Here is a 16572-nt window from a genome sequence, read left to right as displayed (position 1 = left end):
GTGTATATTTTCCTACTGTCCGATTTCAAGGAAACTCGCCGTTAAGGCGGAGTTGGATGTACTGTGCATCACGTAGCGCCCCTTGTGTGATGCCCCGTTGCTAAACGATTGGCGTAGTTTCAATAAGAGACTAGACAGCTTAAGACGGCATCGCCGCTGCATCATCATCTTCAGTAGTGCCCAGTACAGCTCGCCCTGCCGGTAAAGGCACATCACAAAATTCACATAATTAAACTTCAGCACACCGCCCTCGATAGCGTTTTGCTACGCGCAATGCTTAACACATTAAATACCTGCTTCACCCTATGACTCATGCAACAAACCGGTGCCATACTTAGTGCTGAACGCTAACCCGGTATCGGTGATTGGCAGAAATAGCTCATCCCACAGTTGCGGCCACTTTTAGAATGACATGATCATTTACCAAGCAAAGCAGCCCCACTGAATATAGAGGGTCTGCACCGGAGTGGTTAAGCTGTCTCCACGCAAGTTCAGAGCCGACGCAGTGCTCCTTCCTGAGACACATTGCATCAACGCATCCGAACTCCAAAGTGCATCCACGGATAAGGAGCAGCAATCAGAAAATCTGGACACCCGATTTTTAAGGATCTTTAAACTGAGAAATCGTAGGTAAAAATGCAAACGTGAAGATTTCATCTTCAGTGACGTGCAGCGGTGTTTTTTTAAGGAATCCGCTATTGAAAATAAACTACAGTGATCTGAATGAAACAATGAACATACATCCCCCCTGACACGAATGCTGATTATATGTAGTGTTTTGAATGCAACAATCTTCAAATCTGTTATCCAATCCTCTTTTATGTATCAAACTAACCTTAAATTTGCGATTCACGGCATGAGTACGGATTCCACCGTGTTTTATTTCAGTCAGTGGCAGATCACAGCCTCGGTGACTAACAATATGGAATACTCAAAAATCTCCATGCAAATATGAAAATAAGTCAGTTCGAAGTGCGGCCTGCATCCGGTGACACATGATCCCTGGAGAATCTATCTGGAATGTTCGAAGGCATCCCCCTGCGCATTCACAAGAGTTAAAACGCGGTTGGGTAAGGTGAGCGCAAACAGGCACACCCTCCTCCCGTTAGCAACGCATCGTTCTTCTTGATCTTGGAGACACTTTCCAAAGTGGACAAAACACCCCAACTCCATCTGATAGTGGATTTTGTCTGACCCAGAACACGGCTCCCATGCTGGTTATCTTGGCTGCCTTCCCTCCAGGTGGCGCAACCATCAAGACCCTCGATACCCCACCACTCCAAGTGAAGCATCTGGCTGAGTCTGCTGCGCCCAAGATCCAAGATTCAGCAATCAGCGCACTGCAAGTGGAATCACTCCTGCCACTGCCTGCTGACTCTCTTACCTTGATCCGTAGTTGAGTCGCACGCATGGTGACGCAGAATCATCCCCACTCAATCACGGCTACGTCCTGCGGCATGACATACACACGTGATCTGAGCATCCACGCTATCCAATGCAGCGCCAGTAACGCCTGGGACACAATCACGACTATAGATCTCCGTAACTCCACAGGCCCAGCACCAGCCTTCAAACCTAATGCCCATATCGCCAAAACCAAATAAACCTGCCGCTCAAAACCGCAAACACTCTCCCTAATACCGACTTTCAGCCATTCCAAGACACCGCAGACATCAAAAAGACACCGCTCGGAAGGATGAAGGTATTTCACTGGGGCTCGATGGAATGGCCATGCAAAGGTTGAGAACGCATCTGACAGAACCCGCTGCAAAACAGGTTCGACACACCCAAGCACTGTGACACGGACATCCAATAGATATTCCTGCCGGATTAATCATGGCGTCCAAAAAGCAAAAAATAAAACCTTATCGATCACCCTCTCTCATCTATCCCTGACGAAACACAAATATTCCATGACACACTTTAAAAGAGCCCATCATGAATAAATCTACCGAAATTCTAAAATGCAGCAGAGAGTAAGTAACGCTACACCACTATGATTTTTCCGAATAAATCCCCCCGTTATAATGCATTTCACATCACAACATTCAGGCTACATTCTTGCCAACGAATCCCACCTCCACCGCCTTCCCTGAATTTATCCACATGCTTTCACTGGAAAGGCTTGAAGATAATCTGTTCCGTGGTCAAAACCACGACATTGGCACCAAATATGTGTTCGGCGGGCAAATACTTGCGCAAGCCCTGGCGGCAGCGCAAAACACTATCGAAAGCAGTCGCATTGCACACTCACTGCATGCCTACTTTTTACGTGCTGGTAACATCCAACAACCAATCATCTACAACGTAGAGCGCACCCGGGACGGCAAAAGTTTCTCCTTACGCCGCGTCACCGCGATCCAGCACGGTCAGGTGATCTTCTTCTGCACAGCATCATTCCAGGAATGCGAAGACGGTGCTGAACACCAAGCCAAGATGCCGGCAGTGCGGCCGCCAGAAGACATCGCACCCATTCAGTCGCTGCCCCCACTACCAACCCAAATGCACTCCTGGCTCAACCTTAGCGAACAATTTGAGTTCCGCCGCGCGCGCCCCTCCAACGAACTAGATTCGCAGCAGCATCCTCCATCCCAACACTTGTGGCTGCGCCTGAACGCTCCACTTGGTGACAGCATTGCACTGCATCAAGTGCTGCTGACCTACGCCTCAGACTTCCAGCTACTCGATACAGCCGCCTTCCCACACGGCATCAACTACCACACCCCACAGGTACAGATGGCTTCACTCGATCATGCGCTGTGGTTCCACCGCCCATTTCGCATCGATGACTGGTTGTTATATGCGCTTGAGAGCCCAAGCGCACAGGGCGCGCGCGGATTGGCACAAGGGCAATTTTTCACCCAAAATGGCGTATTGGTCGCCAACACCGCCCAAGAAGGGCTGATGCGCACGATCAACCATGCAGCACCGCCCAAGGATTAATCGATGCGTGCCATCTTTAACAGCCAGCGCCTGGAAACAGTGGAAGGTGTGGCCGCACTACTCAACGAAGCCGGCATTCAAGTAAGGATCACCAATCACCATGCTTACCACAGCAAACGCAGCGGTCAGTTCAGCTACCTGGACAGAAATAACCCAAAGCAGCATCCGACAGTATGGATCGTCCATGCCAATGACCAACCACGGGCACGTGAGATCCTAAGAAAAGTGGGGTTACTGGACACCACCCGGCGCAACCTGTCCGATGCCAAAGACGCACTTACCTCACCCATTAACACCATTGCGCCACGGCTGGTTCAGTGGACATGGCGGATCCGCCTCACGCTGTTGCTGGTGATCGGTGCAATCGCACTGACGATCACCTTGCACCACACTTCCACTCCAATGGCAACCCCACCGACATCGATCCCAACACAGCAACCGGCCAAACCGCAGCACGAGGAACCAGTGCGCGTGCGAATCCAACCGGTGCCTTAAGCGCAATCCATCAGCCGCCCATATCCGCACCGACCTCGCATCATCAAAGACGCCTGACACAAGCCAGATCCAAAGAAGCGTCCAGACAACCTCCATGTGACGCCAGCATGCGACATAGAAGCCACTCATGCCAACGGCACGATACAGAACGCATCTCATCATGACCTGTCAGACCATCGTGATCGGACCGGACCGATGGTCACCGACAACATCAGCAAAAACATTCCTACACAACGGGCAACACCTCACAGAGCAGCGCAACCGGCTCAGCTGAAGCTCCATCCAGACACACAACACTCTGTGAAACACCAATACGATGCACGTCGCTTTTGCAACCTTGGCCGTTTGTACTGCGTATAAGCTCCATGATGACGTCTCCTGAAACTACACTGGCGCATCACCACATCAAAGCCGACCATCCCTCTGCTTCACATCCTCATCACGTCAAAAGCAACAATACCCCTTGGATATCTTTCATTGAATGCATGGACACACCGCCGCGACTACCGTTGACCCTGACGCCAACATTCACGACATAGAAAAATCACAAACCATGCACCCCCACCCGCTATGCTGCAACCATGGCGCTGCACTCCGAACCACACGACGACCTACAGCTATTCAAGACCAGCCATCACGCATGTAGTTACTGGCCGGACCGATGGGCCTGCAATTTAGTCATAGACCCGAGCGATCCCCGCCTGAGTGCCATCTACCCACAGGCACTGGCTTGGGGCTTCCGCCGCTCCGGCAACCTGTTATACAGACCCCACTGCAAACACTGCGGTGCCTGCATCCCGGTGCGTATCAATGTGAATGCTTTCGTTCCAAATCGCAGCCAGCGTCGTTGCCTAGCTCGTAACGCCACACTTGTCACGCGTACCGTCCCAGCCGAACGTAGCGCAGAACACCTCTCACTCTACCGCCGCTACCTGCACCAACGTCATCCCGATGGCGGCATGGAGGGTCACGGTGCCAACGAATTCGATCAATTCCTGATCGGGCACTGGGCATACGGGCGCTTCATGGAGATCCGCGAACCCACCACCAACGGCACACTCGGCCGGCTGCTCGCCGTAGCAGTCACTGACCTCACCGAGCAAGCATTATCAGCGGTGTACACCTTCTACGAACCAGACACAGCTGCCCGCAGCCTCGGCACACTGGCCATCCTGCACCAGATCCAATGGGCACAGCGCGAACAGCGTCCGTACCTATACCTGGGTTATTGGATCAAAGACCACTTCAAAATGGATTACAAACGCCGTTTCCAAGCACTCGAAATGTATGACGGCAACCACTGGCGCTGCTTCACCTCAACCTATGGAGCGACGCTCGCACTGCAACCTGAACAACCGGCATCGCATCCAACAACGACCGGATGATCCCCTTCTCCTGACCGCATGATTTCGATGCCGTAATACAACAGACAGGTCCGTGCCGACGCACTCGCTACGCATCCCCATCGACAATCCCTCGCAGTACATAGATAAAAACAAGCATTTACATCGAACATGGGAACGAGACAACACAACCGACACACTGTTTCAGCCCCTCCCACAAAGTGACACCACCGGATCACAGAACGTCGCTACACAATCCGCACAACTCCCCCTAACACCAATAGCACCATGCCGAACACACTGAATCCGCGATGACAACGCCTGCATCAACGACACACCCCATCACTACAGCACCCGCACATCAAACAAACATGTACATCTAGCCGCTACAACCTCTTGCTATCGCACTATCCGACCGATACAGCAACGGCACACCGTCTCCTTGCGATGACATGGAAGGTATAACGCGGTGCATTGCAACACCCCTATCAACCTCACTGAGACATGCCGATGCATCCTCCCCGGTGCATGGAGCATCTACGGATCTTGCACCTGACCTCCCCAACCTTCGACAGACCATGGAAACACAACATGGCGCACCACCTCGACCGGCGATGACAACGATGCACATATCCGCACCACACTGCCCCACAGAACAAAGACAATCATCGGTCTGATTTCGCACTGCGCCCGCTCGTATCCCATCGACATCAAGCAAACCACGCACTCCTGCATAAGCATGCACATATCACCGCACTACGCTGCCGACCAAATCACCAAAGATCACCAGCAGGCGCCTTCAAATCAGCCACATGACCGCTGGGTTCCATCTCATCCTCTGTGCACTGCATCGCATCGATCACCACATCTTCTGGTGGACGAACGTGAACGTGGCAACACGTCACGCTCATCGACAACAGCAATCACGCTTAGCCTGCATCATCAATGCCTGTTGCGAGTGTGCTGATGCGATCCAACACCATTTAAGACTCCTCTACACACCAACACTCAAACCACTTGGGGTTGCTAAAAACGACCATAGAGATATCTCCTAGCGCTGACACACAACGCTTCAAAGAGCCCCCCCCCTCCCCAATCAACTGATACACCGTTGCAGAAGCTGGCCGATGCTCATCGCACCTGATACACACACCGCACCACCCTGCTTGATAAAACGATCTCAAACACACTTTGGTCCATACCGTAGTGCAAGCCGCCGTGTGCAGGCTCCCATCTCAATCTCTTCCAAACAGATCAGAAAACACCCTTGCATATCACCAACGTGATATAGATCGTGGCACAGCACTGCACATATCAGAGAGAGGCAATGCCCAACACATTGCCGACACATCCTTGCAGCGCATGCCACCGCCATCAATACCATTAGCAAGGATCACCGTAATCACAGACACGAATGAGAAACAAACCAGCAGGTACCACTGCCACACGCTGCTTAAGCACTTGATGTACCGGCTCAAGACACTCAAGGAGCATTCGCTATGAGCACGCAAAGTCGCCTCTCAAGCAACCGAAATCGCCATCCCCACAAGCGTGCTTAATCACATGGCTGTGCTTGCCCACTCACACCTCCTCCAGGCAGCCTGAATTCCAACTCACCTCTATCGCTACGCCATCACATTCGATGGATATAACGACGCCGCATCGGTTATCTATACGCGGATTTTGTCTCGCACTCCCCAAACTGGTGTTCTATCAACAGCCCCTGGTGACACGGGAAACCGATGCATGAACACGAGCACTATGATCATTACTGCGACGCATTTGCCGGATCAATCGCGCGTACCAGCATAGGCGGCAACAACGATGACACTCGACACCACCGACGACCGAACAGATATTAAGGCTTCAAGATCAATAGCTCCCGAATGACCTCGTGGTGGGTGTTCTTCATCATCACCGGCACAATGCGGAACCCATGACGCGCTGCCATTGCGCGTACTTCTGGCGCATCGTTATACGTCAACATGACAGCACCACGCACCGCGGCCATGAGCGCGAACAACCCTTCATGGTCGATTTCGTTGTGGGTATAGAGCCGCGCTCCAGCCTTCTTACCGCCTGCCGTGTAAGGAGGATCGACGAAGAAGAACGCATTGGCCTCATTCGCGTAGCGCTGCACAACGTCAAAAGCATCGGCCTGCTCGAAAGTGATGCGAGCACGCATCGCCTGTAAGGCTCCGATACGACGCACCAGCGTGTCCGGATACCAGCGGGAATTGAGACCGCGTCCAGCTTCTCCAGTCTTAACGAGACCAGCACCTGCCGCCATGATGCCGCCGCGTTGCATCCGGTTTTTGACGATGCTACGGAACGCCCGGCCACGAACACTCTTTGGAGAGCCGGCAAGGATGCTCCGGACGTTCTCAAGATTCACATCAAAGTCGACAATTTGCTTGCAGAGCCACTTCACGTCAGCGGGCTTACCGTGAAAGATCGTTTGCCAGACAGCGCTCACCTCATCGTCAAGCTCGCTAAGAAAGACGTGTTCCGCCAAGCCCGCAGCGGCGACCGACAAGCCAGCCATCGCACCACCTGCGAAGGGCTCCACAAACACCGCAGAAGAAACCTTGGAAGCCATCAGCCATGTGCGCACCTCGGGCACCAACCATGTCTTGCCGCCCGGATAACGGAACGGACTCAGCTGACGCACCTGCGCAACATTGGTGGGAGCCTTCTTATCGTGGAGCTGCGCAACCAATGAAGCCAGGGCGGCCGCTTTTTCTGGATTAACGAAGTGATGCCGCAACCCTTCGAGGGCTGGCTTGCAGGCACCGTGAATCAGTAAGGTGGTGCGTGTGACGCCTTGCTCTTTCAGACGTTCGATGCGGCGGTGCTGCCGTTGCAGTGCCGTCGTGTCGCTCATGATCGTCCTTTATTCCCCGTGAATGTTCACGGGGCTGTTAATCAAGTCACCTGTGATTGGTGTGTAGCATCACGGCCACGACCGTTCACGACGGGCAATTCATCATCGACCAGCTCAGTAATGCAGGCAGACTAGATGATCTTGTCAACAATGCGCGTCTCAAACACCGGCAAGGAAACTGGCCTACCCCCCCGTTAACCCCTCGACCGAACGCTCAAGCGTGGTGTACCTGACCTCATCACGCACCATGCGCGTCCGCTTCTGGCCTTGGAGCTCTTCAAGACGAACGATAAACCACGCAATATCCGCATTGGATAGATCGCTCACCTTGTCCATCTCACCGATGGAATCAAAGAAGGCACGATCAACAACGACGGCCATCTTCTTACCCCAGCGTCGCAACGTCGGGACTTTGATTTGAAGTTGCGGCATCAAACGCTTGGGACCACTGCTGCGATAGTCAGGACGACGACGACCCGCCGGGAACATGACCCAATCCACGACCGCATCGTTGAATGCTGCAAACTCGCTCTTCATCGCATTGCCGCTGAAATAGACGGCCTGAATCTCAAGAGCAACCCAATGCATCGAGCCTTGCTTGGGAGTCTTGGAGCTGACTAGCACCATGTCGATACGACCCACAGCATCGCCACCTTCACTGTCAGTCGACACTCCTGCTTCAAGGAAACCGACTTCACTGACCAACAGCGGATCAGTGTCACCGAGGATGGTTTCACCGACCCACTTGAACACGTCAAGATCATCGTGGAAGCGATACGGGCAGGTGATCCGGAAGTCGCCTTGCTTGCCCTCGACAGGGACACCGCGCACCCGTCCGTTATCTGAATGTACGCCGCAGGAGTAGAGGCGTCATGAACACACCCCACCCTCTTTGGAGCAAACCGCACCTGGTTTAAGTGCCTGGAAGGGGCAGGGGTGTGGAGTGCGTGCTTTCTTCGGTTTGAGTACTTCGGCAGCAAGTTGACGGTGTTCCTCTCCGGTTATCTGCGTCAGATTGAAACCAAACCACTCGCCTATTCCAAACCGTGGTGTAACGTCTTTTGATTTTTTTTCCATCACTGTCCCCCTGACACATTGAATCTCGACACAGCCAGCAACAGCAGGCACACGCCACATATTTCGGAAGGTGTGATCACCGCTTCCGGCATCCTCGCCGTAGTGATCACGTTCTAAAGATTAAAGTTCTGCATCAACTACACCGATGGCCGTGACACCGATAACAGCACCAATAACACAACCAAACATGCATCCTCATGATGCTTAATAAAATGCTATTGGCACTTACACACCGCCTCGAAACTGCCATCTGACTGCACGGCTCATGGACGTACACACCAATCTCATGGTTACAGCGCAGCACACCTCCATCCCAATCGCTTATTGCCGATACATCCTTGCAACCATCACCCTTGATGAACCAAACATCCGCAGCGTCACCCCGCTTGCAGCAGACACCTCAGCGACTCCCAAGCAATGTTTCTCCAACATCACAACGTGCACACAGGCAGCCGATACATAGACAACCACCCAGAGAACACCGCAACAGCAACAGCAACATCAGCACCGGCAAAACAGAACGATAGGCAGCATCGCATGAGCACTGCAAGCCACAGCAATATCAGACAAATGCAATACTCGCCCTCACGAACACACGCCATACCTCGTAAAAAGCGACACACACCGCCGCACAGGATGAGAGACCATCATGTGCATCACAGCTCGGGATTGGCGACCTCACGGTTCAATCACTCGCACCGCTCATCAGCTGCACAGCGTAATCGACCAACAATTTGACGTTGAGTACGACAATCACGCTAGCAATCAGCCACGCCATCACCATCAACCAACGCGGCGCCACCAACGCACCCATGACATTGCGATCGGCAACACAACGCAGCAACGGGATCACCGCAAACGGCAACTGCATCGACAGTACCACTTGACTCAACACCAGCAGATGCGCAGTACCTCGCTCGCCATACAACAACGTCACCACAATCACCGGCACAATCGCTAAACCGCGCGTCAGCAAACGTCGCAACCACGGCGTCAACCGCAACCGCAAGAACCCCTCCATCACGATCTGCCCAGCCAACGTCGCCGTCACTGTCGAATTGATCCCTGAAGCAAGCAGAGCCGTCGCAAACAACGTCGACGCAACCCCAACCCCAAGTAGCGGTGCAAGTAATTGGTGCGCCTGCTCGATTTCCTGCACATCGAAGCGATGCTGAGCATGAAACACCGCTGCCGCCAGAATCAGAATCGAAGCATTGATAAACAACGCGAACATCAGCGCCAAAGTACTGTCAGTCACTGCCCAACGCAGCGCCGCGCGCCGTCCAACAGGCGTGCGCGGATAAGCACGGGTCTGCACAATCGAAGAGTGCAAGTACAGGTTATGAGGCATCACCGTGGCACCAACAATACCGATGGCCAAGTACAGTGCTTGCGGATCGGCAACCACCTGCCAGCGTGGCACAAAGCCGCCCAGCACCTCCTGCAAGGGCGGCGCCGCCAGCACCATTTGGACCGCGAAGCATCCGAAGATTATCAACAACAGGGTGATCACAAACGCTTCAAGCGCACGGAAGCCACGGTGCATCAACAACAGCACCAGAATCACGTCGACCGCCGTGATGATGACCCCCCAAGAGATGGGAATACCAAACAGCAGATTGAGCGCAATCGCCGTACCGATCACTTCAGCCAAATCACAAGCAACAATCGCCAACTCGCAGACCACCCACAACGCCAGATTCGTCCTACGCGAATAGCGCGCCCGGCACGCCTGGGCTAAGTCCAGATCACTGGCGATGCCCAAGCGTGCCGCCAGTGCTTGCAACACAATCGCCATCACATTGGAAAGCAGAATGACCGATAACAGCATATAGCCGAAACGCGAACCACCCGCCAAACCCGTCGCCCAATTGCCAGGATCCATATAGCCGACCGACACCATATAGCCCGGCCCGAGAAAGGCCAACAAACGGAACCCCCAATGCCCACTGCGCGACACCGCGACACTGGCATGCATCTCTCCAAGACTGGGGGAATTAGAGACCGGAGACATAGGTTGAAACGAGGACATAGAACGATTGGTAAGCAACGGCACGCTTCATTTTATAGCAAATGCTATATAGCAACTCACTTCCCAAAGAGATCACACACCATGCAGACCACAACAACGCCAAGAAAATATCTTGGTGCCAACCTTGCACCGTTCAGAGCATTTTCCCCAGAAAATCGCAATGCGTTCCTATCATGCGATAGAAGCAATCACCAGGAAGTTACGTCAAACTAGCGATGACCAACGATGCAATCCCCGATGAACACGAGGCACAAAGTATCCAATCACGGAAAAACTGAAGCAGCGGAACAGCCCCTGATCGATGCAGACATTCACGTAGAAAGCTTCCGTCAAGTGCGCGAAGCCCGCCGTGCCGAACTGGTGAAAGACTACGTCGAATTGATCTCCGATCTTCTCGCCGATAGCGGCGAAGCCCGCCAAGTGGACATCGCCGCACGCTTAGGTGTTGCCCAACCGACTGTCGCTAAAATGCTCAAGCGTCTTGTACGCGATGGATGGGTCATACAACGCCCCTACCGAGGCGCATTCCTGACCCCTGCAGGCAAAGAACTCGCTGCCTCCAGCCGCGAATGCCATCAAACCGTAGAACGCTTCCTCCTGGCACTCGGCATTGATGCAGCAACCGCACGCTGCGACGCCGAAGGAATCGAACATCACGTCAGCGAAGCAACACTTGCCGCATTTAAAGCCTTCCTCCATCGCCACAGCGAAACAACGTGAAACGAACATGCCTGCGATACACCCCAGCGCCGTCTTCCCTGACGACACCCACTGGATGCGCCATGCACTGACCCTGGCCAACCGTGCAGCCTCTGAATTCGATGAAATCCCCGTCGGCGCAGTGCTGCTCAGTCCCGAAGGGACCCTCCTCGGCGAAGGGTACAACTACAACATCACCAGCCACGACCCCAGTGCCCACGCCGAAATCATGGCGCTGCGGGCCGGCGGCCAACAGTTGCGTAATCATCGCCTGCCTGGCTGCACACTCTACGTGACCCTAGAACCGTGCATGATGTGCGCCATGGCCATCGTCCACGCACGGATTGCACGCCTCATCTACGCCGCTGCCGATCCCAAAACAGGCGCCTGCGGCAGCAGATTCAATGTACTTGCCGACCCTCGCCACAACCACCGTGTGCACGTCTGCGGCGGCGTCCTTGCCGAAGATGCCTCACGCCGCCTGACCAACTACTTTCGTACCAAGCGCGGACAATCACCGCTGCCGGAATAACACCTCCCCCTGACGTGGCGACACAGACACCCATCCGATGCATATCAAAACTGCACCCCACACCGCCATCCAAACCGCCCCGATACACCCACCCCACCGGGCACCCTACAACTTCAAACCATCACTACACACCTACCCTATCAAGGCAGCTTGCATTCCTTTGGTCTCAAACACCCCCCCCCCCCCAGAGGCCATACCAAGAGGCCCCGCATCTGCGGGGCCTCCCAGTAACACAACACACCCTCAGACAATCGAACTGGCGACCAGTAAGTGATGCTCGTTAGTGTCGCGCACCGTCGCCTGTGTCGTGGTCACCGCGGACGGCATCGCCATCGCCGCAATCAAACGCTCCACCTCACCGGACAGCACCGTCCCATCCTGGAATACGAAAGATTCCACCTGATGCGCCGGCGTACTGAACCAGCCTGCCACGGTCACCTGATCGTCCCCATGATTGAAAAGGATGGAGAGATCGTCTCCTGACTTCGTAAAGAGCGCCTCTTCACGATGCAGTCCCTCACCAAACACCAGCCTGTCGGTACCGCCCTGTTCCACGAGGGTGTCGTGGCCGTCTCCTTTCTCGAACAAATACGTGTCCGAATTATTACTGCCGTACAGCGTGTCATCGCCGGTACCACCGCTCAGCACGTTGTCAGAGGAGTAATACGCCGACACTTTGAGCACGTCGTTACCGGCACCGCCTTCCAGACGGTTGGTGCCAGCGCCGCCGGACAGCACGTCATCGCCAGCGCCGCCCAGCAGGATGTCCCGGCCTTGCCAGCCCTGCAGGGTGTTGTCGCCAGAGGTGCCGACGGTCGTCAGGCCGATGTCGCTTAACGTCTCCCCAGTCCAGACCGTGCCATCAGCAAACACGATCTGCTCAATGTGGGCAGTGCTGCTACGGTAGCCATCGGAGGTCAACCAGTCCTTCAAGCGGATGCTGTCGTGGCCGTTGCCCAGGTCCAGCACCACGTCTTGACCTTCGCGCAGCACCTTGACATCACTGGCCACAATCCCGGCGCCCAACACGAGTTTGTCGGTACCGCCCTGTTCCACAATGGTGTCGTGGCCGTCTCCTTTCTCGAACAAATACGTGTCCGAATTATTACTGCCGTACAGCGTGTCATCGCCGGTACCACCGCTCAGCACGTTGTCAGAGGAGTAATACGCAGACACCTTGAGCACATCGTTACCGGCGCCGCCCTCCAGACGGTTGCTGCCGCTGCCGCCGTCCAGCAGGTCGTTGCCATCCCCGCCCAGCAGCACATCATCGCCGCCGCGGCCGGACAGCGTGTCATCGCCAGCGCCGCCCAGCATGGTGTCCCGGCCTTGCCAGCCCTGCAGGGTGTCGTTGCCGGAGGTGCCCTGTGTGGTTAACGCCATGTCATTCAACGTCTTTCCGGTCCAGACGGTGCCATCGGCAAAGGTGATCTGTTCGATGTCGGTGCGTGTGTCACGCCCTCCATCGGAGTTCACCCTGTTCTTGAACCGAATGCTGTCGTGGCCGTTGCCCAAATCCAGCACTACATCCTGACCTTGCAACCATCCTCGGATGTCGCTGGCGGCAATGCCTGTGCCAAACACGATGGTGTCGCTACCGCCTTGATCCACGAGGGTGTCGTGGCCGTCTCCTTGGTTAAACAGGTAGGTATTGTTTTGGGAGCTGCCGTACAGCAGGTCGTTGCCCGCATCGCCACGCAGGATATCGTTGCCCTCACCACCGTACAGCGTGTCGTCTCCGCCGCCGCCGGACAGCACATCGTCGCCAGCGCCGCCACTGAGGGTATTGGCTCCGGCATCGCCGAACATGATATCCGCCGCGGCACTGCCTTCCAGATCTCCAGACACAAAGGGCGTACCCGCCTCCTTCAGGGCCTGTATGCCATCAGGGGCGGCGGCGGTACGGTCGATCATGTCGCGCAAGGTATCCAGCGGCTTCCAGTCGCTGCCAGCAAGGGCATCGCTGCCGTAGCGGTACAGGTCCATCGCATCCTGAAGCGCCTGGGCTTTGTTGTGCTGCCAGGTGTCATCCAGCTTGGCGTGCACCCCGGAGGCATCCCAGCCCATCACACCGTGGTGATATGTCATGGTGAGTCCGGACAGGTAATCGCTGAGCCGCTGCTGGAGCACCAGCCGGATATAGATGGATTCTTTCAGGTGGGCATAGGCCTTCGTGAAGGGGTCAATCAAGGGATCGAACTGCTCCGGCAGGAACCGGAAGGTCATTACCTCTTCGCCGTGTCCGTCAGGATGGACCACGCGGTTCCAGCTGAAGATCTGCCCCCCCATGGAGATCTGGCCGTTGTGATCGCTGACCAGGGTGGAGCCGTTGAACTTCTCCAGGATGCCGATGATCGGCCCAAGCCGGGCATGCTGCTGCTGGGTCCAGGTCTGAACGGCCTCCTGGCCCTGGGCGATCACGGCAGCAGGGACGAACCATTGGTAATACACATTGCGCTGCATGTCCCCGGAGGCTTCGAGGCGCTCCTCGCTGCTACGCATGGTTGAGGTGTCGGCCCACAGGGCAATGACCTGATCCAGCGCGGCGCGCAGGGTGCCCGGAGTGGTGCCGGACAATAGCGCTTGAACGGCCGCCAATAAGGCCGGTGACTGGCTGGCGGCTTCTTGCAGATCGCGCACCGCGCCGCTGCCGGTGATGGCTGGTAAGGCGCGGGCCGCCTCGCTCACGGTCACTTGGGCGTGGGCGCCGTTGTAGTCGCGGTAGAAGTGGTCCAGACCCAATTGCAGGTTGCCAACGACGCCGGTGCGGCCATCGCTGCGGGTGTAGGTGCCGCGGCCATCAATGAAATTACCGTCGTTCAAGTTGACGCGCTGGGTGTCGGTGGGCGTCAGGGCGATCGAGGCAATGCCCAGGCTGGAGAGGGTGAACAGCTCGTTGGTCTGGGAGCGGCCATCCTGATTGAGATCGCGCCACACGCGCACGTCGGTAAAGCGGGTGTCGCCGGCATCAAAGACGCCATCCCCGTTGCTGTCCAGATCGCGCAGTGCCTCAAAGCCGGAGGTGGCTTTCTGGCCGTTGGCCAATAGGGTATCGGCACCGAACAGTTCGCTGCCGTCATCAATGTGTCCGTTGCCGTTGCGGTCCAGCACTAGCAAGCCGTCATCGGATTTAATCCAGCCGCTGGCGTGTTTGATGCCGTCGCCATCCAGATCCAGCACCAGCGGGTCGCGGACATCACGCTGATAGCCGAACAGGTCATGAAGCAGCGTCATAAAAGCGTCGCTGTCTTTGTGTAGTTGACCGGATAGGCGGTGGAAGGCATCGCTCATGTGCGTGATCCAATCGTGGAGCGCCTGCTCCGACACCTGGCCGAGCCGATGCAATTGGTCGAATATCTTGTTCAGCACATCCCCCAGGTAATGGCTGCCTAAGAAGGTGCCCTCCACACCCGCCGCTAGCGTCAGGATGGAAGCAAAAATCGCCCCGGCCGGGCCATCCATATACAACGGCGTCAGCAGCGACCCGACTGCTTGTGCCTCCATCAAACCACCCATCAGCCCGCCCAGATAGCGGCTGGTCCAATCCTGCACAATCGTGTTGCCGGCGCTGGTATCGCCGCGGGCGTAGGCCGCATTGGCATCGTGCACCATCGTCGCCAGCGAGAGCAGATCCGCCGCCACACCCATTTTGCCCAGTACGCGCAGCGCATTCGCCCGTGCCGCGCCAGACTCCGGCCCCAGCAACCGCGAGGCGCTCTGATAGCCGTCTTTGATCTCCTGCACCAGGCGCGCCCCATCCACATGACCGCTGCGGCGCTCGGGGATGAATCTGTCAAAGCTGCCGTAACGCCCCGTATCCACCAGCGGGGGTTTGCCTTCTACACCGGTCAGCCCGAAGTACTGGCGGCTATCCAAGCGTGGCACGCCATCAGGTAAATGTATGATGCGGCCATCGGCATCAATGGCCACCTTGATGTAGCCGGACAAGTTGTCGGATTGCGCTGAAATCGCCTGGAAGGCCGCCGCCGGCCCCAGCCGTTGCAAGTCGGATAAGGGCAGGCCATCCACCGAGGTGATATTGGGGTTATTCAGCAGGCGCGGCAGTTCGGTTTGATTAAACACGCCATTGACAGACGCACCGCCGGTCAGCGTGCGCACCTCGCCGACGGTGGCATCCACAAAGCGGGCCGATATGTTGTCCCAAGCGCCGTTCGGGAAACGGGTGCCATCGGCAGTTCTTTCGCCGAAAAGGAATTGGTTGGAGCGGCTGTTGCGCTCATTAGGGTCATCACCAAAAATTTGTTGCAGTTTCTCCTCAAGTACATCATTTCGATTGGGATCGCCAGGCGTGACATTCAGAAACTTGGCCGCTTCGGTGTTATCGATGACCCTGATATCGTCGCCGTTATGCAGCATGCCCTGGAGAATTTGGAAGTTATCGAGTCCATTCACGGTATTACCACTGTATAAAACGGTGGTACTGCCGCCACTGTTGATATCGAGCTGGTTAATTAAATCGCGCAGTTGCTCTTTGGTAGTGATACTGTCGAGTAATGCGTTGGCTTGTTCTGCGGTGAGTGACATGCTGATCTTCCTCTGATTTAAA

11 protein-coding genes are annotated in these 16572 nt (G+C 55.5%); 6 read left to right on the top strand and 5 right to left on the bottom strand.

The window, feature by feature from the left end; translation table 11 throughout:
- The first annotated feature begins 1211 nt into the window (after window positions 1–1211).
- From PLS229_RS01980 to PLS229_RS01965, 4 genes are all read left to right on the top strand, one after another.
- Window positions 1212–1400, top strand: coding sequence for a hypothetical protein (locus PLS229_RS01980; RefSeq protein ID WP_038272941.1), 189 nt, complete (start codon window positions 1212–1214; stop codon window positions 1398–1400).
- A gap of 706 nt (window positions 1401–2106) precedes the next feature.
- Window positions 2107–2943 (top strand): acyl-CoA thioesterase II, encoded by an 837-nt coding sequence (tesB, locus tag PLS229_RS01975; RefSeq protein ID WP_038272936.1) that lies wholly within the window; start codon window positions 2107–2109, stop codon window positions 2941–2943.
- A 3-nt stretch (window positions 2944–2946) separates the two neighbouring features.
- Window positions 2947–3438 (top strand): putative signal transducing protein, encoded by a 492-nt coding sequence (locus tag PLS229_RS01970; RefSeq protein WP_038272934.1) that lies wholly within the window; start codon window positions 2947–2949, stop codon window positions 3436–3438.
- Window positions 3439–4019: 581 nt separating this feature from the next.
- Window positions 4020–4823: an arginyltransferase gene (locus tag PLS229_RS01965; protein WP_051482390.1), complete on the top strand. Its 804-nt coding sequence runs from the start codon at window positions 4020–4022 to the stop codon at window positions 4821–4823.
- A 495-nt stretch (window positions 4824–5318) separates the two neighbouring features.
- On the opposite strand, the gene PLS229_RS12400 is transcribed toward PLS229_RS01965, so the two are convergent.
- The 4 genes from PLS229_RS12400 to PLS229_RS01950 form a co-directional block, all read right to left on the bottom strand.
- Window positions 5319–5450, bottom strand: coding sequence for a hypothetical protein (locus PLS229_RS12400; protein WP_267903170.1), 132 nt, complete (start codon window positions 5448–5450; stop codon window positions 5319–5321).
- A 1189-nt stretch (window positions 5451–6639) separates the two neighbouring features.
- A complete protein-coding gene (locus PLS229_RS01960; protein ID WP_200866218.1) occupies window positions 6640–7665 on the bottom strand; it encodes a DNA adenine methylase in 1026 nt (341 codons plus the stop codon).
- 183 nt (window positions 7666–7848) lie between these two features.
- A complete protein-coding gene (locus PLS229_RS01955) occupies window positions 7849–8496 on the bottom strand; it encodes a NotI family restriction endonuclease (protein WP_051482389.1) in 648 nt (215 codons plus the stop codon).
- A gap of 931 nt (window positions 8497–9427) precedes the next feature.
- Window positions 9428–10774 (bottom strand): Nramp family divalent metal transporter, encoded by a 1347-nt coding sequence (locus tag PLS229_RS01950; RefSeq protein ID WP_038272931.1) that lies wholly within the window; start codon window positions 10772–10774, stop codon window positions 9428–9430.
- Window positions 10775–11011: 237 nt separating this feature from the next.
- On the opposite strand from PLS229_RS01950, the gene mntR reads away from it, so the two are divergent.
- Together mntR and tadA are read left to right on the top strand one after the other, a co-directional pair.
- Window positions 11012–11494: a manganese-binding transcriptional regulator MntR gene (gene mntR, locus PLS229_RS01945; protein WP_038272949.1), complete on the top strand. Its 483-nt coding sequence runs from the start codon at window positions 11012–11014 to the stop codon at window positions 11492–11494.
- 7 nt (window positions 11495–11501) lie between these two features.
- Window positions 11502–12005: a tRNA adenosine(34) deaminase TadA gene (gene tadA / locus PLS229_RS01940; protein ID WP_051482387.1), complete on the top strand. Its 504-nt coding sequence runs from the start codon at window positions 11502–11504 to the stop codon at window positions 12003–12005.
- Between the two features lie 243 nt (window positions 12006–12248).
- Here tadA and PLS229_RS01935 read toward each other — a convergent pair whose 3' ends face one another.
- The gene (locus PLS229_RS01935) at window positions 12249–16550 is read right to left on the bottom strand and encodes a calcium-binding protein (RefSeq protein ID WP_114867063.1); all 4302 of its coding nucleotides are present in this window, start codon (window positions 16548–16550) and stop codon (window positions 12249–12251) included.
- Window positions 16551–16572: the final 22 nt, after the last annotated feature.

Origin of the sequence: Xylella taiwanensis, from assembly GCF_013177435.1 — a bacterium.
Taxonomy (GTDB): Bacteria; Pseudomonadota; Gammaproteobacteria; order Xanthomonadales; family Xanthomonadaceae; genus Xylella; species Xylella taiwanensis.
The sequence above is the reverse complement of the archived record's forward strand: the minus strand, read 5'-3'. Positions and strand labels throughout refer to the sequence as shown.